22 protein-coding genes and 3 tRNA genes are annotated in these 21,601 nt (G+C 63.0%); 9 read left to right on the plus strand and 16 right to left on the minus strand.

The features are described from left to right. Window positions 1–298: 298 nt before the first annotated feature. Both CJ028_RS11460 and CJ028_RS11465 read right to left on the minus strand, forming a co-directional pair. The gene (locus CJ028_RS11460; RefSeq protein ID WP_105035378.1) at window positions 299–607 is read right to left on the minus strand and encodes a transcriptional regulator; all 309 of its coding nucleotides are present in this window, start codon (window positions 605–607) and stop codon (window positions 299–301) included. Further along, a complete protein-coding gene (locus CJ028_RS11465; RefSeq protein WP_105035379.1) occupies window positions 597–1,064 on the minus strand; it encodes a hypothetical protein in 468 nt (155 codons plus the stop codon). Before CJ028_RS11465 ends, CJ028_RS11460 begins: the two co-directional genes overlap by 11 nt. Window positions 1,065–1,226: 162 nt before the next feature. Here CJ028_RS11465 and CJ028_RS20685 point away from each other — a divergent pair, with 162 nt between their 5' ends. Both CJ028_RS20685 and CJ028_RS21735 read left to right on the plus strand, forming a co-directional pair. Further along, window positions 1,227–1,436, plus strand: coding sequence for a hypothetical protein (locus CJ028_RS20685; protein ID WP_129590471.1), 210 nt, complete (start codon window positions 1,227–1,229; stop codon window positions 1,434–1,436). Window positions 1,437–1,530: 94 nt separating this feature from the next. After that, window positions 1,531–1,662, plus strand: coding sequence for a nucleoside triphosphate pyrophosphohydrolase family protein (locus CJ028_RS21735; protein ID WP_276309383.1), 132 nt, complete (start codon window positions 1,531–1,533; stop codon window positions 1,660–1,662). Between the two features lie 145 nt (window positions 1,663–1,807). Here the strand turns inward: CJ028_RS21735 and CJ028_RS11475 are convergent, their stop codons facing one another. From CJ028_RS11475 to CJ028_RS11500, 6 genes are all read right to left on the minus strand, one after another. Next, entirely contained in the window at window positions 1,808–2,548 is a 741-nt protein-coding gene (locus CJ028_RS11475; RefSeq protein ID WP_205684007.1) for an alpha/beta fold hydrolase, read from the minus strand. Between the two features lie 31 nt (window positions 2,549–2,579). Continuing rightward, window positions 2,580–3,581, minus strand: a complete 1,002-nt coding sequence (locus CJ028_RS11480; protein WP_129590472.1) for a hypothetical protein — start codon at window positions 3,579–3,581, stop codon at window positions 2,580–2,582. Continuing rightward, window positions 3,578–3,934 carry a GntR family transcriptional regulator gene (locus tag CJ028_RS11485; RefSeq protein WP_105035382.1) on the minus strand — a complete coding sequence of 119 codons (357 nt, stop codon included), beginning with the start codon at window positions 3,932–3,934 and terminating at the stop codon, window positions 3,578–3,580. Before CJ028_RS11485 ends, CJ028_RS11480 begins: the two co-directional genes overlap by 4 nt. Window positions 3,935–4,109: 175 nt before the next feature. Continuing rightward, window positions 4,110–4,946 (minus strand): alpha/beta hydrolase, encoded by an 837-nt coding sequence (locus tag CJ028_RS11490; RefSeq protein ID WP_205684008.1) that lies wholly within the window; start codon window positions 4,944–4,946, stop codon window positions 4,110–4,112. 433 nt (window positions 4,947–5,379) lie between these two features. After that, window positions 5,380–5,453, minus strand: a tRNA-Met gene (locus tag CJ028_RS11495). Between the two features lie 31 nt (window positions 5,454–5,484). Beyond that, a tRNA-Thr gene (locus CJ028_RS11500) sits at window positions 5,485–5,556 on the minus strand. A gap of 126 nt (window positions 5,557–5,682) precedes the next feature. Between CJ028_RS11500 and CJ028_RS11505 the strand changes: the two genes are divergently transcribed. Continuing rightward, window positions 5,683–7,383: a glycoside hydrolase family 13 protein gene (locus tag CJ028_RS11505; protein ID WP_105035384.1), complete on the plus strand. Its 1,701-nt coding sequence runs from the start codon at window positions 5,683–5,685 to the stop codon at window positions 7,381–7,383. Then, window positions 7,380–8,207, plus strand: coding sequence for a RelA/SpoT-related domain-containing protein (locus tag CJ028_RS11510; RefSeq protein WP_205684009.1), 828 nt, complete (start codon window positions 7,380–7,382; stop codon window positions 8,205–8,207). The genes CJ028_RS11505 and CJ028_RS11510 overlap by 4 nt, the downstream gene beginning before the upstream one ends. Before the next feature lie 138 nt (window positions 8,208–8,345). On the opposite strand, the gene CJ028_RS21740 is transcribed toward CJ028_RS11510, so the two are convergent. The 3 genes from CJ028_RS21740 to CJ028_RS11525 all read right to left on the minus strand — a co-directional run bounded on the left by CJ028_RS21740 (window position 8,346) and on the right by CJ028_RS11525 (window position 10,704). Continuing rightward, window positions 8,346–9,533 carry a M23 family metallopeptidase gene (locus CJ028_RS21740; protein WP_105035385.1) on the minus strand — a complete coding sequence of 396 codons (1,188 nt, stop codon included), beginning with the start codon at window positions 9,531–9,533 and terminating at the stop codon, window positions 8,346–8,348. A 182-nt stretch (window positions 9,534–9,715) separates the two neighbouring features. After that, window positions 9,716–10,552 carry an inositol monophosphatase family protein gene (locus CJ028_RS11520; protein WP_105035386.1) on the minus strand — a complete coding sequence of 279 codons (837 nt, stop codon included), beginning with the start codon at window positions 10,550–10,552 and terminating at the stop codon, window positions 9,716–9,718. A 67-nt stretch (window positions 10,553–10,619) separates the two neighbouring features. Continuing rightward, window positions 10,620–10,704: transfer RNA gene (locus CJ028_RS11525), tRNA-Tyr, on the minus strand. A gap of 249 nt (window positions 10,705–10,953) precedes the next feature. On the opposite strand from CJ028_RS11525, the gene CJ028_RS11530 reads away from it, so the two are divergent. The 3 genes from CJ028_RS11530 to CJ028_RS11540 are packed head-to-tail and all read left to right on the plus strand — an operon-like array spanning window position 10,954 to window position 13,591. Continuing rightward, entirely contained in the window at window positions 10,954–11,880 is a 927-nt protein-coding gene (locus CJ028_RS11530; RefSeq protein WP_240607217.1) for an ABC transporter substrate-binding protein, read from the plus strand. 59 nt (window positions 11,881–11,939) lie between these two features. Beyond that, window positions 11,940–12,812, plus strand: a complete 873-nt coding sequence (locus CJ028_RS11535; RefSeq protein ID WP_240607249.1) for an amino acid ABC transporter permease — start codon at window positions 11,940–11,942, stop codon at window positions 12,810–12,812. Then, window positions 12,809–13,591 (plus strand): amino acid ABC transporter ATP-binding protein, encoded by a 783-nt coding sequence (locus tag CJ028_RS11540; protein ID WP_105035389.1) that lies wholly within the window; start codon window positions 12,809–12,811, stop codon window positions 13,589–13,591. The genes CJ028_RS11535 and CJ028_RS11540 overlap by 4 nt, the downstream gene beginning before the upstream one ends. 9 nt (window positions 13,592–13,600) lie before the next feature. Here the strand turns inward: CJ028_RS11540 and pbp4b are convergent, their stop codons facing one another. The 5 genes from pbp4b to CJ028_RS11565 all read right to left on the minus strand — a co-directional run bounded on the left by pbp4b (window position 13,601) and on the right by CJ028_RS11565 (window position 19,545). After that, a complete protein-coding gene (gene pbp4b, locus CJ028_RS11545) occupies window positions 13,601–15,574 on the minus strand; it encodes a penicillin binding protein PBP4B (protein ID WP_129590473.1) in 1,974 nt (657 codons plus the stop codon). An 88-nt stretch (window positions 15,575–15,662) separates the two neighbouring features. Further along, a complete protein-coding gene (locus tag CJ028_RS11550; protein WP_105035391.1) occupies window positions 15,663–17,024 on the minus strand; it encodes a M20/M25/M40 family metallo-hydrolase in 1,362 nt (453 codons plus the stop codon). A gap of 159 nt (window positions 17,025–17,183) precedes the next feature. Further along, complete coding sequence (locus tag CJ028_RS11555) at window positions 17,184–17,855, minus strand: MurR/RpiR family transcriptional regulator (RefSeq protein ID WP_105035392.1); 672 nt, start codon at window positions 17,853–17,855, stop codon at window positions 17,184–17,186. 75 nt (window positions 17,856–17,930) lie between these two features. After that, entirely contained in the window at window positions 17,931–18,380 is a 450-nt protein-coding gene (locus CJ028_RS11560) for a PucR family transcriptional regulator (protein WP_105035393.1), read from the minus strand. A 70-nt stretch (window positions 18,381–18,450) separates the two neighbouring features. Next, window positions 18,451–19,545: a M20/M25/M40 family metallo-hydrolase gene (locus CJ028_RS11565; protein WP_105035394.1), complete on the minus strand. Its 1,095-nt coding sequence runs from the start codon at window positions 19,543–19,545 to the stop codon at window positions 18,451–18,453. A gap of 153 nt (window positions 19,546–19,698) precedes the next feature. Between CJ028_RS11565 and CJ028_RS11570 the strand changes: the two genes are divergently transcribed. Both CJ028_RS11570 and menC read left to right on the plus strand, forming a co-directional pair. Then, window positions 19,699–20,469, plus strand: a complete 771-nt coding sequence (locus CJ028_RS11570; RefSeq protein WP_105035395.1) for a GNAT family N-acetyltransferase — start codon at window positions 19,699–19,701, stop codon at window positions 20,467–20,469. Beyond that, window positions 20,466–21,599 (plus strand): o-succinylbenzoate synthase, encoded by a 1,134-nt coding sequence (menC, locus tag CJ028_RS11575; RefSeq protein WP_240607218.1) that lies wholly within the window; start codon window positions 20,466–20,468, stop codon window positions 21,597–21,599. The genes CJ028_RS11570 and menC overlap by 4 nt, the downstream gene beginning before the upstream one ends. The last annotated feature ends 2 nt before the right edge of the window (window positions 21,600–21,601 follow it).

The following is a 21,601-nucleotide window of genomic DNA, read 5'->3' on the forward strand; positions in this document are numbered from 1 at the left end:
ACGAAGCCGCTGCCGAGGAGCGGCAGCACCGTGAGCACGAGTGGCATATTGCTCGCGGTCTCGACGTTCTTCGCCTGGATGGCGTTGCCAAGCACATGACCGGTCAGTACCGCAGTGCGGCGACGACGTGCGATGCCGGCGGATGCCCGGGGTCGGCTGGCGCGGCATCGCGGTGGTGGTCATGATGTCATTACGCGTCCCCTCCATTTTCGCGCAATTTGCAGCCTGCGTGCCGGCCATCGCAGGTTCTCCCCCCAAAGCAGGGCCCCGGGAGGCCGTGTCGCGATCGCTCCGGGGGTCAGTCTGATTCTCCCGACAGCTCGCGGAGCGCGGCCAGATGGCCGTCGATGGCAGCGCGGCCGCGCCGGGTGAGGGCCACACTGGTGGTGCGGCGCGCATCCGCCCGTGCGGGCGATGCCTCCTTCACGGTCGCCACGTACTCAAGCTCGATCAAATTGCGAATGGTCTTCGACAGCGTTGCCTCGCTCAGCTCCAATGTGGCGGCGATGGTGGTGAATTCCGCGGTTCCGGTCGCCCGAAGCAGCGCGCACAGCCGCAGTCGGGTTGGCGCATGGATTGCCTCATCGAATCGGGGGTCAGCAGCCACGGAGCAGTTCCCGGGCGTTCGCGAGGTCATAGAGCGCCGAACTGATGAGGGCCACGACGAAGACGACCGCCGTAGTCAGGACAATCCATGCTCGCTGGTCAGTGACCTCGAACACGATCGAGAGCACGAACGCTCCGAGCATCACGACGCACAGCACGATGATTATCATCAGGCTCACCGGGCCGGCCGGGCCCGGGAGCTTCAGGAGCCGCATCTGCTTGCGCACGAGGTGATCAATGCCGAACAGCGCCAGGGAAGCGGCGCCCGCCACCATTGTCATTCCGACGGTGATCCCCGCTGCCGGCGAGGCGATGAAGGCCGCGATGGCGAGAGCCTGCGCCGGAGCGGTCCACCAGGTCTGCGACTTCAGGCGGAGTCCGAGCCGCTGCCGATCCGTCGCTATTGCGGCGAGCGCGGCCCTCGCCGAGGTCGCCGTGTTCGCATTTTCAGATTCCATACTGGCAAGTAAATCACTTGCTGCTGCGTTAAGCCACCACTAGGAAGTCGGGGCGCGTTCTTGTCGTTCGCATCGCCGGGCGGTGTATCGCCTCGCGACTTCTTAGCGGCGGAGACCCCCTGGGAAAAGAACACAAGACCGAGTACCAGAAACGGAATCCCCATGGCCGCGCTCTCCATCGTCAGCAGGAACACCAACCCGACGCTGGAAAAGACCACGCCGAGGGCGGTGTACCGGCGGCCCCGGCCGCTGGCGCTTTCACCGGCACTGTCAGACTTCTGCGATTCCATCATGCCCTCACGCTATCCCGCCCCATCTGAGTGCACCTCCACCGCGCGGCTAAAAATTCGATGCGGCGGCGCGCTCATGTGAAAGGCTCGAGAAATGGAATTTAGTGAGTTGGTGAACCGCGCTAATCAGATCTCGACACAGTTCGACGAAAGCAATTGGGAACGCTACGGCAGGCATGGGAATTCAGGACCTGATGCTTGGTTTCGTCGGCGACGTCGGGGATCTGTCCAAACTCGTTCAGGCTCGAACCGGGATTCGGGGCACCGATGACTTAGAGGCGAAGCTCACCCATGAGCTTGCCGATTGATTGTCTCTGGTCCGTCATCAGCCTCGCGGAACGGTGCAATGTCGATTTGGAGAGAGCCTTCCTCGACACGATGATCGATGTCGAAGCGCGTATTGCAGACCGCCGAGACTCTCGTGCAGAATTTGACTAGAGCCGGGTTTCGGTTTTATCGCTGGGCGAGCCAGGCGGCGACGCGGCCGTTGAACCACTCGGGGCGCTGCAGCGGGATTCCGTGGCCGCAACCGTCGATAACCTCCAAAACACTCTCTGGCAGGGCAGCGTGAATGACTGCCGCGGAATCACGCATCAACGCGCGCTCGCGTCGGCCTGCCATCACGACGGCGTGACCCCGAAAGTGCGACCACGCTTCCGGCACCTGAAAACGCATGTTGTCTCCGACAGCGGCCAGCAGCGTCGATTTGGACACTCGCACGCTGGTATCGATGTACGTCTCCATCAATTCCGGGGGCACGAACAATTCCCGAGCCTGTAGCCGCGCGAACCGACGATTTCGCGCCAAGGGTGCCGCAGCGCCGAGCGCTCGAAGGGTTAGTCTCGTGAACGGCATCGCCTTTGCCTGTGCGCTGACAATCATGGCCCGGTCAACGAGGTCCGGGCGTGTGGCCGCGAGCTCTAGGGCGAGCTGGGCGCCCAGGGAAAACCCAACGACCGCAACGGGGGCTGAAGTATCGCGCAGTAGCACCCGGCCCAGAGCATCCACTGTTTCGGCGTGTGAACGGTATGGTTCACCGGCACTCTGGCCGTGCCCGGGAAGATCCGGCACGAGTACACGATATTTCGCTTCAAGGCTTCGGCGCAGTGAGGTCCACATCCATCCCGCGACCCCACCGCCGTGTACGAGAAGCACCGGGGAGCCGCCGTCGGGCCCGAACGTGCTTAGGTGCACGAGAGTCAGACTCTCCCGTGGATCGCCTGCGTCATGACGTGACTTCCTTTGAGTCTCCTGGCGCTGCGGAGTTACCGTCTCGAAGAGTGGCCAGGAGGGCTGCCGGCGTTTCGGGATCATCGAGAGTGATCGCAAACTGCTTCTGATTCGTTGTGGTCACGATCAGCCCCGGCCCCTTCCTCAGAATGACAGCGGATCGTCCGGGCATGATTCGATACCCCCACCCGCCCCACTCGGTGGGGCGGAGTTCCGCCGCCTCGATCATGTCAATGGCTTCTAAACGGATGCGTTTCAACGGAATTCGAAATATCGCCGAGACCACCCGCAGACCGCGCCAATCGGCGGTCACTCGGAGGCGGATGAACGATGCAACCAGCAGAATCGCTGCACCCATCACCGCTATGCCGAAGAACTGGTCGGACACTCGCCCGTCGATGACCGCCGGTCCATAGATCACGGAGCCGAGAACGATCAGTCCAATCGCCACCCAAGCGAACATGTTTCCCGTGATCGTTTGGGACCACGCGCCCGTCTCACTGGGCGCGAATTCGAATCGTCTCGCGACGTCCGTCGCCTCGAAGCGGGGCTTGGGCGAGATTGCAAACGGGATGAGCCCATAGCCTGCAGCGACAATCGATACGATGACCCACGGCCCCAGTACGACCTCATACGGGTCGCCCACCTGCATCGTCAGACCCGCCGAAAGTAGCCACGTGACGGCGCCCATCCCGCCAAACACACCCAGAAAGAAGTAGGTTCCGCGCCTGGCCCGCGCGCTGATTCCTGGCCAAAAACTTACCGCGACGCCGGCAACGGCGGGCACACCGCTCAATGCGAGGTTCAGGGCGAGCAACGTTCCAACAGCCATCGCGTCGTCGGCTGGTCCCGAACCTGACCAATGCGAGGCGAGCTCGGCCGGAAGCGCGTCCCGCCAAGCCAACCACGAGATGATCACCACCAGCACCGGCACGCACAAGGATGCCCCGGCCAGGCTTCTCCGGGTTATCTCGGCCCTCATATTCTTGTCACTCATGTAGCCCCACCCCTCTGGATCAATCGCAAAATATCTGGCTGCGTCAGCCCCAACTTGCGCGCCTCATTCATCAATTCGGCCACCAACTCGGTCACGCGAATAAGTCCGGCGCCAGCGTCTTGGCGCACGAACGCCCCGCGCCCCTGACGCATTTCAATCACACCGTCGTCCCGCAGTTGCGCGTATGCCCGCAAGACCGTGTGCATGTTCACTCGCAAAGACTTTGCCAGATCACGTGCAGGAGGCAGCCGGTCGCCAGGTTTTAGTTCACCGTTCACGACCCCGGAACGCACCTGCACGGCGATCTGCACGGCCAGCGACACCGTCAAAGCCGCATCCACCACGAACAACATGTTTGTAACACTACTAGAACAATCCACTCTGACAGACGGCACCGACCTTGAAGCGCATCGAGCCGACGTCGGTAGCGGTTGCCTCAGAGGCCTCGGTAGACCTCATAGCGCCAGGGGCTGTGGCACATCTGGCTCGGAGCCCCAGACACTCCCGACGGTTAGCAGGTCGTGCGCGTTACGCGTCCTTCGCCTCGATCTGCCGGGCCCAGTCGATGATCAGGCGCATACCGTCGGTAAAACTCGGCTCGTGCGGACGGTTGAGAAACGCGTGGAAGGTTCCGGGCAGCACGTGGTAATCCACTGCGACCCCGGCCGCTGAAAGTTCCTGGGCGAACTGGCCGCCGGAGGAACGCATCGAGTCCCGATCGGCGTCGACCATGAGCGTCGGTGGAAAGTTTTGGAGGGCGTGGCCGCCAGCAAATGCGTGTGGTTCCGCCAATGCGGTTCGCGTACCGGCGTAGTAGAGATTTGTCAGGTTCAGGAGCATCGGCGTGTGCACAAAACGGCGCGGACCGCGGAGGCGGCCGCGCAACCGACGCGACCGCTTCGGCAGTGCCGCATGGAACAGCCCGTACGCGAAGAACGCACCGACGAGAGCGTCAGCACCGCCGTCCGCCAGCCGAAGGACGGCGCCGGCCGACAAACAAGCACCGGCGCTGGCTCCGCCCAGAATGACCCCGTTGGGTGAATCGCTCTGCACCTCCCTGACGACGGCCACGACATCGTCAACGGGGACGGGATAGTGGACGCCTGGGCTCCGACCGAACCCGTTCGGTGACCGACGAATCGTTGAGATTCTTGCTAGTCGATAGGCAACGGTGACGACGGTGAATCCCGCTGCGGCCAGTGTTCGCGCGACCTCATGCGACTCGGGCTGGTCGAGGCTGCCCTTGAAGAATCCTCCCCCGTGAATCCACACGATCGTTGCAGATTCGACTGACGCCGTGCCGACGGGCGGCGAGTACCAACGCACCGGTATCGAGCCGTGCGGGCCCTCGATTATTCTGTCCACGGAATCGACAGCCTGATCGAGCGACTTCACGCTGTCGACGCCCGGAAAATGGGCCCGGGCAGCAACAACAGACGATTCCCCATTCCTGAACCCTAGCGCGCCCGGCCTGCGGCGCTTGTTCGTGTGAGTGGCGGCATCCGCTTCGAGCCGTGAGTTACGTGCATCGAGCCGTGAGTTCCAGGCCATTCTGCCGCCGGAAATCGCTTGTGAAGTCTCACTGTGAGTTACGCATTTGTGTCTCAGGTCATCGTGGGCAGTTCTCGATAACGTCACAGTTCATGAATGGCGGGGGTCTACCCGACCGAACGCTAAATTCAGGCCACTTTTCACCCGAAATCACCGCGATTTCAATCTGCACGGGTCAACCGGCAGGAGGCAAAGAAAATCACCCCGGACTTCCGCAGAAGTCCGGGCGATTTTAGTGAATACCGTGTAGCGGGAGCGGGAATTGAACCCGCGACACCACGATTATGAGCCGTGTGCTCTAACCAACTGAGCTACCCCGCCGCGACTTGTCGGCTGTTCGCTTCCAAGCCTGAGCCCCCTGTGGGAATCGGACCCACTACCTCTTCCTTACCAAGGAAGTGCTCTACCAATGAGCTAAGGGGGCAGAGCAACCAAAAAACAGTAGCAATGCCGCGTTTTTGGCAACCTAGAAACTTTATCACCCCGACAGAGCGATCGGGACCACATCGACGACAACAGGCATCCACAGGTGATGCCGTAGCATTTAAGCATGACTGGCACCGAACTGACTTCTGGCACCGAATGGTGGCGCACAGCCGTTATCTATCAGATCTACCCGCGATCGTTCGCCGATGCAAACGGTGACGGCATGGGTGACCTCGCTGGCATCAGCGCACGGCTGCCCCAGCTGAAAGACCTCGGCATCGACGCCATCTGGCTTTCTCCTTTCTATACGTCGCCGCAACGTGACGCCGGCTACGACGTCTCCGACTACTGCAACGTCGACCCCCTGTTCGGCACCCTCGACGACTTCGAGGTGCTGCAGCGCACCGCGCACGACCTCGGCATCCGCGTCATCGTTGATATCGTGCCGAACCACTCCTCGAGCGACCACGGTTGGTTCCAGGCCGCCCTCGCCGCCGGCCCGGGCAGCGACGAACGCGCCCGCTACACCTTCCGCGACGGCAAGGGCAAGAACGGCGAGCTGCCGCCGAACAACTGGGAGTCCGTTTTCGGCGGCCTCGCCTGGACCCGCACGACCGATCCAGACGGCACGCCCGGCCAGTGGTACCTGCACCTGTTCGACAGCAGCCAGCCCGACTTCGACTGGGACAGCGAGTGGGTACGTGAGCAGTTCCGCGCGGTGCTGCGATTCTGGCTCGACCGCGGCGTCGACGGCTTTCGAGTGGATGTTGCGCACGGCATGATCAAGGCTCCCGGCCTCCCCGATTACACGCCTCCCGCCGAGGGCGGCAGTATGGGCGGGGCGCCGGCATCCGCTTTGGAACCGGGCATCACCGCCGAGACGCCCCTGACCGCCCCGTACTGGGCGCAGGACGGCGTGCACGAGATCTATCGGGACTGGCACAGAGTGCTCGCCGCCTACCCCGGCGACCGTGTTCTCGCCGCCGAAGCCTGGGTCGACCCGCTCAGCCAGATGGCCAAGTGGGTGCGCCCAGACGAGATGCACCAGGCCTTCAACTTCGCCTACCTCGAGACCCCGTGGAACGCCGCGAAGCTGAAGAGCGTCATCGACGAGTCCCTCGAAGCCTTCGGCAACGTGGGAGCGCCGAGCACCTGGGTGCTCTCCAACCACGACGTCGTGCGCCACGCCTCCCGGCTTGCCCTCACCGGCGAGAACTTGCAGGGGCACGGCATCGGCCCGAAAACGGTCGGGCTGCCCGACACTGCGCTGGGCCTCCGACGCGCCAGGGCGGCATCCGCCTTGATGCTGTCGCTGCCCGGCTCGAGTTATCTGTATCAGGGCGAGGAACTCGGCCTGCCCGAAGCCGTCGACCTGCCAGACCACGCCCGCGAAGACCCCACCTGGTTTCGCACCAACGGTGAGCGTTACGGGCGAGACGGATGCCGCGTGCCGATTCCGTGGGAAGCCGCCGGCGAGTCGTTCGGCTTCGGCACCGGCGCGAAGAGCTGGCTGCCACAACCGGCAGAGTGGGCCGGACTGGCCCGCGACCAGCAGGACGGCGTGGCCGGATCAACCCTCGAGCTGTATAAGCTCGCGCTGCGGCTGCGGCGGGAGCACTCCCTCGCCTCCGGCACCGTTGAGTGGCAGGGCGGCTTCGGGCCCGAGGTTGTGGCGTACCGCAACGGCGAGGTGATTGTCGTGGCCAACACGGGCGCGGCATCCGTTCAGCTGCCCGCCGGCGATGTCCTACTGGCCAGTGAGAACCTGGTCGATCGCACCCTACCGGGCGACGCGACGGCCTGGTTGCGTACCGTCCAGTCATGACCGCGCTCGACGACGCCCTCGTCGGCAGCGCGGCCGACGCGGGCAGTGTCGTCTCCCCCGACGCGGGTAACGTCGCGCCCAGTACCTCGGCGAGCATCGCCGCCATGCGGGAGCTGAAGCTCGAACTGACCCGGTTCATGATGTCGTACAAGTTCGCGACTGACGAGGTACTGACCAAAATCAATATTTTGAAGGAAGAATTTAGCGCTATTCACGACTACAGCCCGATCGAGCACGTCAGCTCCCGGCTCAAGTCACCGGAAGGTATTCTCAAGAAGGCAATCCGCAAGGGACATCCGCTCGAACTCGACGGTATTCGCGACAACATTCAGGACATCGCCGGAATTCGCATCACCTGCAGCTTCATCTCCGACACCTATCGCGTTCGTGACATGCTCGCCGGGCAGCGCGACATGACGGTGCTCCAGGTCAAGGATTACATCCGGGAGCCGAAGGCCAACGGATACCAGAGCCTGCACCTGATCGTTGCGATCCCGGTATTCATGTCCGACCGTGTGCAGCCAGTCACTGTTGAGATTCAGATCCGCACGATCGCGATGGACTTTTGGGCGAGCCTGGAGCACAAGATCTACTACAAGTACAACGGCGCCGTGCCAGACACTCTGGTAGAAGACTTGCGGCAGGCAGCGGATGCCGCCAACCGGCTCGACGTGAAGATGGAACTGCTGCACGACCAGGTCGTGGCGCTCGAATCGGTCGATGCTAGCGAGGCCGACCTATTCAGCTTCGACGGCATGCCGCCGTTCCCGCTCCCGAAGGGCCTGCTCGAGTCCTTCATGCGCGGCCGCACCGAGCCGAGCTAAACCGGCGGCGTCTAGAGCTGGCCGCCCAACCCGCATAACTCCTGCATTTTGCGGGTGTTCCAAAAAACTCCCGCGACTTCCCGCAGGAATTTGCAAGAGTTGTGCGCCTGCCGACGATCGGGACTGACCCGAGGCGCGCTAGTTGGTATTGGCGTAGAGCCAGGCGAGCGGGTCGACCTTGGTGCCGGCGATTCCGCCCTCGCGAATTTCGAAGTGCAGGTGCGGCCCGGTCGACATTCCGGTGCTTCCGGTCTTCCCGATGACCTGGCCGACCTTGACCACGTCGCCCTCCGCGAAGAGCATCGATCCGTGAATCATGTGCGCGTAGACGCTCGTCACGAGCTCGCCATTGATCATGTGGTCGATCATCATGTGCACGCCGAGGCTGGCTTCGCCGTCTTCGGCGTAGCTCACCACACCGTCGGCGATGGCCTGAATCGGTGCGCCGACACCGGGGTTGAAGTCCTGTCCGCCGTGGTTCACGGAGCAGCCGGCGCAGTTCCGATAGCCGATCTGGTCACCGATGTGCACCCCGACGGCGAACGGCCACTGAATGGTGCCATTGGGATTGTTGGTGAAGGTGTCTTCCATGCGAATACCGCTGGCCGCGGCAACCTCGGCGATCGTGCTCGACTCGTAGCCGTCGCGCTCCACGGTGACGGTGTCGCCACTGGCCATGTCCATGCTCTGCACGTCTTCTGCGGGTAGAACTCGCTGAGCCTCCAAAGCGGATGCCTGCACGTCCTGCGAGGACAGCAGCGCCTCAGCCGGGATCGACGTCGCTACGGCCATCAGGGCCACGAAGGACATGGCGAGAATGGAGGCACCCTTGGCCGCACGCTTACGCATGCTGCTGCCGAGCGGCCGAGCACGCGGCGTACGACGGGGCAGCGACCCGGCCGGAACGAAATCGCGCGCCGGCGCGAAGGCCTCCCCGGGCTTCTGCTCGATGCGGCGTCGGCGGGGCAGGTCACCGGCGGCGGGAATCACCGTCGGGATCGACTGGGTGACGCCGGGAGCCAGTAACTTCTCATAGTCGGTGGGCTCCGCGTCGGCGACCGGCACGGCCGCGACGATACGGTCAGTCGCGGTCACGACGGCCGGCTCAAGGTCTGGTTCACTCAGATCGGCGGCTACGATCAGGTCAGCGGCGGGGCTGAGTCGCACGACGTCGACAACGTCCTCGTCGGCGCGTGCTGCAGCCGATTCCGCGCCTCGAGAGAATGCCACTCGCTCGCGCTCGCGCAGTTCGCGACGTGTCAGAGCTGCCGGTTCGGCCGGGGGAAATACGGTGCCGTCACTCTCGCCGGACACGGAGGTGTCCATGGATGGAGTGTGACGTGACAAAGTGCGGCTTTCGGCGTAGCGGACGGGATCTTGTGCTCGTTCTGAATAACGCCAAATGACGACATGCCAATATAACGAATTGATTAAGGGTAACGCGCAACACTGAGAATACCAGAGGAAAGTGACCAATCACACCCAAACGGGGGTAAGTGGGCGTATCGTCAATGGTTTTTCACGTCAATCGGGAAGCGTTCGAAGAGCTCGGAGAGTACCGGTTCGAACTGACCGTAGAGGTCAGGGGCGGCTGCGATGAGCAGGTCGCGGCTCTCGGCATCCGCGTGCAAAGCGCCAACCTTGGCCCCCGCTTCGCGGGCGATCAGGGCGCCGGCGGCGTGATCCCAGGGGTTGAGCCCGCGTTCGAAATAGAGGTCGAGTCGCCCGCAGGCGACCGCGCAGAGGTCGAGTGCGGCCGAACCGATACGACGGATGTCCCGCACCTGGCCGATCAGACCGCCCACGACGTTCGCCTGCCACACCCGGCGGCTGGCCTCGTAGCCAAACCCCGTGCCGGCCAGCGCCAGCGACAGCGGCACGGCGTGGTTGACGTGCAGGCGTTGGTCGCCCAGCCAGGCGCCGGAGCCGTCGGATGCGGTGAAGACCTCGCCGAGCGCGGGGTTGACGACCGCGCCAGCGAGGGCGTTCCAGCTGGCCGGGTCGGGGTCGCCCTGCACGACCGCAATGCTGACGGCGTAGAACGGGATGCCGTAGAGGTAATTGACAGTGCCGTCGATGGGGTCGACCACCCAGGTGAGCCCGCTGGTGCCCTCGGACGCGTCGGATTCTTCGCCGTAAAACCCGTCGTTCGGCCGGGCGTCTGCGAGCAGGCCGCGAATGAGCAACTCGACCTCGCGGTCGGCCGCGGTCACGATGTCTTCGGGTGACGACTTCGAGGCGGCGATCTCGACTCCCTCGACGCGGCGACGATGCGCCAGCGCGCCGGCGGTGAGGGCAATAGTACGCGCGAGGTCGAGCAACTCGGTCGGGGCAGGGTGCGTCATGCCTTCACGCTACAGGCAGCTCGCTTAACCAGAACAGGCAGGCCCGGAGGCCTGCCTGTTCTGGTGCTGGTGGCGAGTGCGAGGTTCGAACTCACGAAGGCTACGCCGTCTGATTTACAGTCAGATCCCTTTGGCCGCTTGGGTAACTCGCCAGGCGCTCCCGACCAGGTGTAATCACTTGACCGGAGACGCGGGGTTAACAATACAAGACGAAGCGCCTCACCGAGAAATCAGCGGGTGCCGGGTTCTCCAACAATGTGTGCAACACGCGGCGGCGTTGCACTGGCATACTCCTAACTACTCACCTGTCGAGGGCGCGACGTGGGTGATCGGATCCATCCAGGATCGGGTCAATTGAAAAGTCACGATGTCGGCTCGCGACATCTCATCTGGGGAGCATTGTGAAATCTCGCAAAATCGTTGGCGGCATTCTTGCCGTTGCGCTCATCGGTCTGACGGCCGGCTGCACGAATGCGGCCAAGGACGAGGCGGCCGCGCAGGACAGCAGCGTACCCGCGCCTTTCGACGCGTCGTCCATCACCGCCGACGACACGATCGCGGCGCTTGTACCGTCCTCCATCCGCGATAAGGGCGTGCTCGCAATCGGCTCGGACACAACCTACGCGCCGGCAGAGTTCCTCGGCGGTGACGACGGGCAGACCCCAATCGGCTTCGACGTCGACCTGGCCGAGGCCATCGGAGCGGTACTCGACCTTGACGTCGAGTTCAATACCTCCGAGTTCTCCGCGATTCTGCCCGCTCTGGGAACGAAGTACGACCTGGGAGTGTCGACCTTCGGCATCACGACGGAACGCATGAAGACCGTCAACTTCGTGAGCTATTTCATCGGCGGTACGTCGTGGGCGGTTGAAACCGGCAACCCGAAGAATATCGACATGGACGACCTCTGCGGTAAGAAGGTCGGCGTCCAGACCGGCACCCAGCAGGAAGACCCCGACCTCATCGATCGCAACGCGGCGTGTCTTTCGGCCGGCAAGGATGCCATTGAAGTGGTGCCGCTGAAGAATCTCTCCGACGTCACCACACGACTGATTGCAGGCGGTCTGGATGCCATGGCCGCTGGCACGACGTCCATGAGCTACGCGGTGTCGAAGTCGAGCGACCAGATGGAGCTCCTCGGCGATGCCTACGATGTCGGACTCGGTGGGATCGCAGTGGCGAAAGGTGATCTGGCGCTCTCCGAAGCGACAGCTCAGGCCATCAACAAGCTCATCGCCGACGGAACGTACCAGGACATCCTCGACGCCTGGGGCGTGTCTGTGATCGGAATCGACAACGCTGAGGTCAACCCCACCGTCGGCTATTGAGCGAGGGCGGCGTCACCGCTGTGCCGGTCGTCTCGGAGTTCACCGCATCGAGTCAGAAGATCGAACTGATCTCCGCGACTCCGGTTCGACATCCCGGGCGATGGGTCGGTGTCGCCGTCATCGTGCTGGCATGCATTCTTCTCATCCAGAGCCTCGCGACCAATCCCAATTACCACTGGGACACCGTTGCGACCTACATCCTCGACGTTCATGTCGTACAGGCCGTCGGCTGGACTCTTCTGCTCACCGTGGCATCGATGATTCTGGCGACGGCACTCGCAGTCGCTCTCGCGCTGATGCGGGTCTCCGAAAATCCGGTGTTCCAGTGGACGAGCTGGGCCTGGGTCTGGTTCTTTCGCGGTACACCGGTCTACACCCAGTTGGTGTTCTGGGGGCTCGTGGCGGTGTTGTACCCGAAGATCACCCTGGGCGTACCGTTCGGTCCCGAACTGCTGCAATTCGACACACAAGACCTCATCACGGCCGGTGTTGCCGCGCTGCTGGGACTGGGACTGAACGAATCCGCCTATCTGGCTGAGATCTTCCGAGCCGGGTTGAAGTCGGTCGGAGCGGGGCAAATGGAGGCCGCCGAAGCCCTTGGGCTGCGCAAGAGCAAGATCATGTGGCGCATTGTGCTGCCCCAGGCGATGCGGGTGATCATTCCGCCAACCGGGAATGAGGCCATCGGCATGCTCAAGACAACGTCGCTGGTCTTGGCCATCCCCTTCACCATGGACCTCACCTTCGTCACGAACAGTGCGGCGAATCGCCTGTACCTCCCTATTCCCCTGCTCATCGTGGCGGCGTCATGGTACTTGCTGATCACGAGCATCCTCATGGTCGGACAGCATTTCATCGAGCGGCACTATGGCAAAGGCTTCGACGGCCGGATCCTGGCCCCAACGGACAGTGCACTGGAAGGACGACGATGACCGGGTCGCAGCCCGACGCATCCGCTTTGGTGCGCATCGAAAACGTGCACAAATTCTTCGGCAGCGCGCACGTGCTGCGCGGAATCGACCTGACGGTACGGCTGGGCGAAGTCGCCGTGGTGATCGGGCCGTCCGGCTCAGGCAAGTCGACGCTGCTGCGCTGTGTCAACCACCTCGAGACCATCAGCGCTGGTCGCATCCACGTCGGCGACGATCTCATTGGGTATCGCGAGATCGACGGCAAATTGCACGACCTTCCGCACGGTTCCATCGCCCTGCAACGTCGCAAGATCGGAATGGTCTTTCAGCAATTCAACCTGTTTCCCCATAAGACAGCCCTGGACAATATTGCCGAAGCACCGGTGCACGCGAAGGGCATAGCCAAAAAAGATGCCCGCCGCCGGGCACTGGAACTGCTCGACCGGGTCGGCCTGGCCAGCCACGCCACACACTATCCGGCGCAGCTGTCCGGCGGGCAACAGCAACGTGTTGCGATCGCCCGCGCGCTCGCGATGGACCCGGCGCTCATGTTGTTCGACGAGCCGACCAGCGCCCTCGACCCGGAGCTGGTCGGAGATGTACTCGACGTCATGAAAGACCTCGCCCGGTCGGGCATGACCATGATCGTCGTGACCCACGAGATTGGCTTCGCTCGCGAGGTGGGCGACAGCCTCGTCTTCATGGACGAGGGAGTAGTCGTTGAGCGCGGCGCACCACGAGATGTGCTGGGCAATCCGCAACACGCGCGCACGCGCGAGTTCCTCTCCAAGGTGCTCTAGGCCACCAGCTCACCGCAGCGCCGCGTAGATCCGCTGCACTACGGGCACCAGGTCGGCAATCGCAAAGTCTGCTCCGGCAAACCCGTTGGGCGGCCGCACCACGGGTGAGTGACGAAAATTGCTGAGAATGGCGATGGAGAGGTTGTAGTGCGGGTCGATGACCGTGAGTGTTCCGGTCCATCCCTGATGCCCGAAGCTGCTGCGACTCGGACCACAATCGAAGTAGTAGTAGCCATCGCCCACTCGGGAATGCACCCGCCATCCCAGGGCGATTGTCGACGCATCCGCGTCACTGCCCGTCAGGGATCGGGGAGTCGTGAACTCATCGACGACCTCGCGGCTGAACAGCTCAGTGCCGTTGTAGAGGCCACCGTTTAGCATGACCTGCGTCAGGACCGACAGATCGCCAACCGTCGAGAATAGCCCGGCGTGGCCGGAAACTCCGCCCATTGAGTAGAACGCTTTCTCGTCGTGCACCTCGCCCTGGATCACGCCGGTGCGCACCGGTACGGCCGTTCCGTCGGGAAACACCCCGAAATCGACGTGCCCATCCCGAGTGTTGCCGTTCAGCTCGGTGGCAGCGATGTCCGTCGGGAGAAAACCGCGCATCAGCGGAGTGAAAACTGTATCGTGCAGCCCGAGCGGCGCCATGATCTCTCGCTCAACGAAGTCGTCCAGGGTCTCGCCGGCAATCTGCTCCACCAGCAGGCCCAGAATCATGAAGTCAACGTCACTGTAAGCGAATGCCGTGTGAGGCGGGTGCAGAAGCGGTGTACGGCAGATCGCATCGATGATGCCAGACCGGTCGAGGGTGTTCCCGCCCTGGTAAAACAACGCCCCCGCTTCGGTGCGATTGGCGTATTGCGGGTCGGGGAGAAGCCCGCCAACGTGTTGCAGAAGGTCGCGAATGGTGATGGTCGCTTTACCAGAATGGCGTGCCTCGACCCCGCCCCGACCGCCAACCGCCCATTTTCCCGACGTGTCATTTGCGGAGTCTGTAAAGTTCTCCCATCCGGGAAAGCTCCCCACGGCACGGTCCAGATCGAGTGTTCCCGCACTCAACAGGCGTTGGATAGCGAAGGTCGTGGCAAACATTTTCGTGTTAGACGCAAGGTCATAGAGGGTGGCCGTCGTCGCCGGCAGCCACTCGCTCTCGGGTAGCAGCTGTGCCGGCAGTTCTGCCGCCGGGTTCGAACCAAAGCGACAGGCGTACCCGAATGCCCGGCTGCGAACGACCCGTCCGTCTTTGACGATACTAACGGCGAGCGACGAGGCACCGTCGCGGATCTGCCCCGCGATATAGTCGTCCACCTGGTCGAGCGCTCCCGTGCAGAACCCCACGTCTTCGGCCCATCGCACCGGGTGGAGCTGATCGTATGCGATTGCGTGGCGGGGCAGAAAGAAGTCTTGCCCATTCCGAGTAAGGAATCCCACCTGGAACAGTCGCACGATGACTTCCACGGACAAAAAATAGGTGTCGCCGGCGCTAAAGCCGTCGACCGCCCGGAAACCGGCACCGCCGTGGTCGCCGCTCGTCCGGGCCGTGATGTTACAGCCGAGTCGGTTCGTTTCCGTCGCGATCGTGAAGCATTCTCTACCTTGCTGCAGGGTCACAGTGGCGATGTGTCCCGGCGCTGCCCCCTCGAACGGCAACTCATTGCGCCGAGACTGCACGGTCACTCCCAGAAAATTCGGCAGGTCGCCTACGGCCAAGTACCGCGTTCCGTTTCGGGCCACAGCACAACTCACGGGCACCGGGCGAGCATACCCGCGCGAATCACCTTCCAGGATCCAAACTTCCGCCGAACCAGCCGGCACTCGAATCCAGCGCAGGGACTCCTCCGGAACTGCCGCGTCGGCGAACCCGAGACAGTATGGTGACATCGCCCCTGCAAAGACGAATCGGCTGGTCTGCCAGCCGTCACGACCGTCACCGCTGGCGTCGCGGTTTCCTCCCAGAGCGGATGCGGATGGCCGGGTCAACCGCCCCACCACGCCGTCAAGAGTGCGTGCCCATAAGCGCGCTGTCCCGAGGTGATGAACGCTGAGTGTGACGACAGGCTGAACCACGTCAGACCTCGGTCAGAAAACTCTCCAGGATCGCGGCGCCGATCTGCAAGGCCACGACGGGCACCCGTTCGTTGATGCCGTGCATTCCCGAACCGGTGCGGCCATCCGGGTCCTGCCCGAGCGGCGAGAATCCATAACAGACGATGCCCAGCTTGGCAAAAGCTTTGGCGTCGGTACCGCCCCCCAGGCAGTACGGCAGAACAATCGCGGTGTCATCATGCGCCACGATCGCCGCCGCGATGGCGGAAAACCAGACAGAATCCAGGGGTGCGGAGATACCGGGCTGGTTGGAGATGAATTCGCGAGTCACGCGCGACCCCAGAAGCAGGTCGATTTGGGCCAGCAAGGCGTCCTCCGTGCCGGGTACGGTGCGCACATCGATCTCAGCCTCGGCGATTCCCGGAATGACGTTGACCTTGTAGCCGGCCCGCAGCACGGTCGGATTGGCTGAACACCGGGACGACGGCCGCACATCTCCGCGCAAATCCTCCCCGATGTCCCGCAGTGCCGCCTCGATGCCGGCATCAGTGGAAAGGTCCGCGGCAATGCCGAGCGCCCGGGTCGTGCCTTCCAGAAAGGCACGACTGGCCGGTATCAGCGCAATCGGCCAGGCATGGTGAGCGATCCGGCCGAGTGCATCGATCAGGTGGGTGACCGCGTTGTCGGCGTCGGGCCTGGACCCGTGGCCAGACGCGCCGGTAGCGCGCAGAGTCATGTGTGCGATACCGCGCTCGGCGGCTGAGACTGGGTAGAAGCGCCGCACGCTTCCGTCGACGTGTCGGGCCTCGACCGGAACCCCGCCGCCCTCGCTGATGGCGGCGACGACGCCGGTGAACCACTCAGGATGATTGGCCACCAACCACCCCGAACCGAAGATGCCGTCGGCTTCCTCATCGGCGACGAAAGCGAACACCATGGTGCGCCGCGGGCCAGTCCCGTGTTCCTTCCAGCGGAGCAGAGTGGACAGAGTACTGGCCACCATGTCCTTCATGTCGGTGGCGCCCCGTCCCCAGAGGTACCCGTCGCTGATATCGCCGCAAAACGGATCGACCGACCACTGGTCGGCCTCGGCCGGCACGACATCCATGTGCCCGTGCACGAGAAATCCGTCCAGCGTCGGGTCTGTGCCTGGCACCCGCAGCAACACATTGGCCCGCCCCGGCGCGGACTCGAGAACCGTCGGTTCGTAACCGACCGAACGGAGCAGGGCCATGATATATTCGGCGACCTTGCTTTCATCGCCGCCTCCGGCCGAACCGTAGTTGCTGGAGTCGATCCGAAGCAGCTGAGAGCAGATTCCCACTGCCGATGTCGCGGAGTAAACCACCGGGCTCGAGACCGGAATAGACGTTTCAGTGGGCATGTGACGACCTCTTCTATCGACGAGCGATGACCCGGCACTGCTGTCGTGAAAGTTTACGTGACGTAAATCAGTGTCCAGGAGATATGATTCCCTAATCTATCAACGTTTTAGGGTTAGATGCGGGAAAGATTTGATCCGCATCAAAAACGATCAGGACCGTCAGTCCTCCAGGTAGAGATTGAACTGGCTGCTGAGGTCGTCGCGTGCGGCGAGGCGACGCTTGGCGCCCTTGGCGCTCGCGGTGCACAGGGTGGTAACGAGGTGAACAACGGCCGCAACGGCCGTGGGCGAGTCCGTGGACGACACGCTGTCGGTGGGCACACAAATGGATGCCGTCGCGAGTGCGGTAATCGGCGAGTCGCTCTCGTCGGTGATGGCGACGACGATCCCCCCGGCGGCAATGAACTGGCGGCAGAGTTCGAGCGTGTCCCGACGATAGCGGCGAAAAGACAACGCGATCAGCACATCCGTTGATTTGGTCTCACTGAGAATGTCGATAGACCGATTGACTGTTTCGTCGATGAGGTAAACCTGAGCGAGCCCGCCCGACAGGTCTCGGGCGAGCAGCGTTGCGTAGGCGAAGGATTTTCCCGTTCCAATGACAAATCGGCGCCGCGCTGCCACGATGATTCCGGCGACCGCAATCGCGGAGCCGTCACTCTGCACGTGCGTGAGAGCGACCTCCAGCATCCGCTTTTCATTGTCGATGACCCGCTGTTGCAGGATTCCCGACAGGGAACGTTCCTGCAGTCGCGCACCGTAGCGCTTTCCCGGCGAGCTGAGCTGCTTATGTTCCGCATGGCTGTCTGAAACCGGGTATTCCGTCGTCATTCGTCCCTTTTTCCCATCTTGTTGGGCGAGATAGCTGTGTCGAATCTTCTCATGCACTGCGGGCTAATGCGCGTTCTAGGCCTCCACTGCGACGAGCAGTTCCACAGGGCGCAATCGGCGAATCCTCAGGGCCAATGCGAGGGCCAGTCGGTCCTCAGGAGAATCCAGATCCAGGCCGGTCAGCTCCTGAATGCGCTGGAGGCGGTAGATCAACGAATGCCGGTTGAGGTAGAGATTGCGGGCCGCGAGGCTGATATTGCCGTTGACTTCAAGGTAAGCCGCCAGGGTGTAGACCAACTGCGATTTTTTCGAGCGGTCCGCTGATTCCAGGGCGGCCAGGGTGGTGTCGACGAGCCGCCGCACGCCCGAGTCTCCGGCTAACAGCTTTATCAGCTCGGAAAACGAATCGATGCCGGGCGTCACCCGCGCCGGAACCGACCCGGGCTGCCGCAATCGACCACCATGAGCTTGCGACGTCTGGCCGGATTCCGCCGCATCAAATCCGGTAGCGCGCGTATCCCCCATCGTTCCAACGGTACTACTGTGGGCCGGATTCCTGCCCGGCACGAGGCGCAGCGGGCCAAGGTACCCGGCGCTAGAGGGATGCAAGGAGTTCCGTCACAAGGTCGACCCGGCTGTTCAAACTAGAAACCACGACCTGCTCATCGAGAGCGTGAGCACCGCGTCCGAGCGGCCCTAGCCCGTCGACGCTCGGTATTCCCGATCGCCCGGTGAAATTGGTATCGGCCGCACCCTGGGCCGGCCGGCCAGTGATTTCCTGGCCACATTGACGTCCGGCGCGGGCGACGAGCTCCAACAGGTCATCGTGAGTGCCATCGGCAGACCAGGCTGGCCGATTCGAGAGAATCTGAACGAAAACCTCTGCCCCCGGACGTACCGGAACACAGTCGTGAACCCTGTGCAGCATTTCGAGTTCCACATCGGAGTCCTGAAAACGCAGTCCGATATCAGCGTGCGCGCGGTCGGACACGATATTCGTTCGGGTGCCGCCGCTGATAGTGCCGATATTGCACAGAACACCCGGCACCCCGGTCGTGAGCTCGCGCACCCGAATGAGCTGGTCGACGAGTTCATCGATCGCAGATGTTCCGGCAGTCGCGTCCAGTGCAGCGTGGGCGGCCCGTCCGACCACGCTCACACGTACCCGCGTACTCCCCCACCGTGCGGTCTTGAGTGCACCGTCGGGATGCGGCGGCTCAAATCCCAGCACGGCGCGAGCATTCCCCGTTGCCTGCTCGATGATGTCGCGGGCGCTCGGGGAACCGATCTCCTCGTCCGCGACGATCACGACGACGATGGGACGATGAGCCCGAGTGGCGAGTTGCCGCAGGGCCTCTTCAGCCACCACTATCCCGCCCTTCATATCGAAGCAGCCGGGTCCGTAAGCGACTTCGCCCTCCAGGCGCCACGGCATGGTTTCCAGCTGCCCGATCGGCCAGACCGTGTCAACGTGCAGCAGGAGCACCACTGATTGCTCGTGCTCCCGCCCCGTGCTCCCGGCCAGGCGACACACAACGTGCGCGCCGAATTCGTGTTCGTGCCAGGTCGCGACGGCTCCCAGGCCCTGCAGCCTCGCGGCGATGCGGTCGGTGAGACGCCGAAGGGCCACAGGGTCTCCGGTCGGCGTCTCTAACTCGACGTACTCCTGCACCCGTCCCACCAGCACCATTCCCGCCTCCGGATTAGTCGCAGTTTTCTTTTTGAAATTCATACATAGCAAACGTATCTTCTGTAGATTGAGAACACAAGCTTCATGAAAATAGGGGTATTCGTGGCAAACAGCTTTGAGATGCGTGTAACAAGTTCAGATTCTGATCTATCAATGGCGAGGCAGACCGACGAGATCGTTCCGCTCGACACTCTGCGTCTTCAAGAGCAGGCGGCAGCCCTGTACCGATTAGTGTTTGCCTACTCGGCGCCGTCCCATGCGATCAGCCCCCGATTGCTCAGAGGACTGCTCGCCAATGGCGGGTCAGCACACGGCGCGCTCGATGCAACCGGGCAGCTCGTTGGATTCTGCTACGGCTATACCGGGCTCGATCACGGAACGATCTATCACTACTCCCAGGCCACCGCCATCGCACCCTCCGCTCAGGGACACGGCCTCGGCCGCCGACTCAAACTGGCCCAGGCAACCGCCGCCCGGGCGACCGGTGCGACCACGATGCGATGGGCGTTCGATCCGGCCTTGGCCAGAAACGCTCATTTCAACCTCACGACACTTGCGGCGTGCGGTCGCTGGTTCTATCCCGACTATTACGGCGAACCCGAGTCAGACCGAATGATTGTGGAATGGCAGATTGATGACGATCCGGCGGCACTCCCGGCCGCGCGATCCGTCGCCCGGGCGCACCAGCTGAGATCACATGGACCGGCCATCGAACAGCTTCAGTACGGCCATCGCGAGGACTTCAGCTGGGTGCATCTGCCAGGCGCCGTTCCGACCGATCGGCCGGAACGACTGCGCGTGCGGGCCGTCATAGCGGATGTCTGCGCGCGAGCGCTCGCGCTCGGCCAGGTCGCGGTCGACTGCACGCGCCTTCCCGCTGGAATCGGCCCCGCCGTACTACTCTTCGAAACGGATTCCGAATGACCGCGATGCAGCGCGTCGTTGAGGCGCGCCTGCAGCGGGTGCGACTCCCGCTCGTGCACGAATTCGAAACCAGTTCCCACCGAAAAACGCAACTTGAGCATATTTTGATTCGGTTGCGCAGCGCCGACGGCAGCGTTGCCTGGGGTGAAATTGCCTCTCCCTCCGACCCCTTCTTCGCTGCGGAGACCGTCGACACCTGTTGGCTGGCCGCCGAACACTACCTCGTACCGGCACTACTCGCCTGCGAGTGGGAGACACCCGCGCAAGCCGCGTTCAGCTGGGCTGGTGTTCGCGGAAACAACTTCGCCAAGGCCGGAGTCGACGCCGCTGTCTGGGCGCTTCACGCGCAGATTTCGGGCAGTTCGCTCGCCTCTGCGCTGGGGGGTACCCGCACTGAATCATCCGCAGGGGTGTCGCTCGGAATTGAGCGCACCATTGAGACTCTGATCGGCCAAGTGGAGCATCACCTCGCCGCCGGATACTCGCGGATCAAACTCAAGATTCGCCCGGGGTGGGACACCGTTCCTGTCGCTGCCGTGCGCGCAGCATTTCCTACTCTCATCCTGCAGGTCGACGCAAACGGCGCCTATTCGGAGTCGGCGGAGAACATCACGGCGCTGTGCGCCCTGGACCGCTACGACCTCGCCATGATCGAGCAACCGTTCGCGCCCAGGGACTTTTTGGCCCATGCCCGGCTGCAGCGCCTGATTTCCACCGCCCTGTGCCTCGACGAATCCATCGAGACCGTCGACGATCTGCTGACGGCTGTTCAACTGGATGCCGCTCGAATTGTCAACATCAAGGTGTCTCGCATGGGAGGGCTCACGCCGGCCCGCGACGCGCACGACGCCGCAGTGCTAGCTGGTCTCCCCGTCTGGTGCGGGGGAATGCACGAATTCGGCGTGGGGCGCGCCGCGAACTTGGCTTTGTGCAGTCTGCCGGGATTTTCCCTACCCTCTGACGTCTCCGGTTCAGACAAGTACTACGCCCAGGACGTTCTGACGGTACCGATCATCGCTCGCCAGGGCGTCGTCGACGTACCGCAGGGCCTCGGCCTCGGCGTCCACGTCGACGAGGAGTTTGTGAGTGCCCACACGAGCAAGGAGGTCACCCTGCACTCCAGGGGCTGACC

It is taken from the genome of Cryobacterium aureum (assembly GCF_002954245.1).
Lineage (GTDB): Bacteria > Actinomycetota > Actinomycetes > Actinomycetales > Microbacteriaceae > Cryobacterium > Cryobacterium aureum.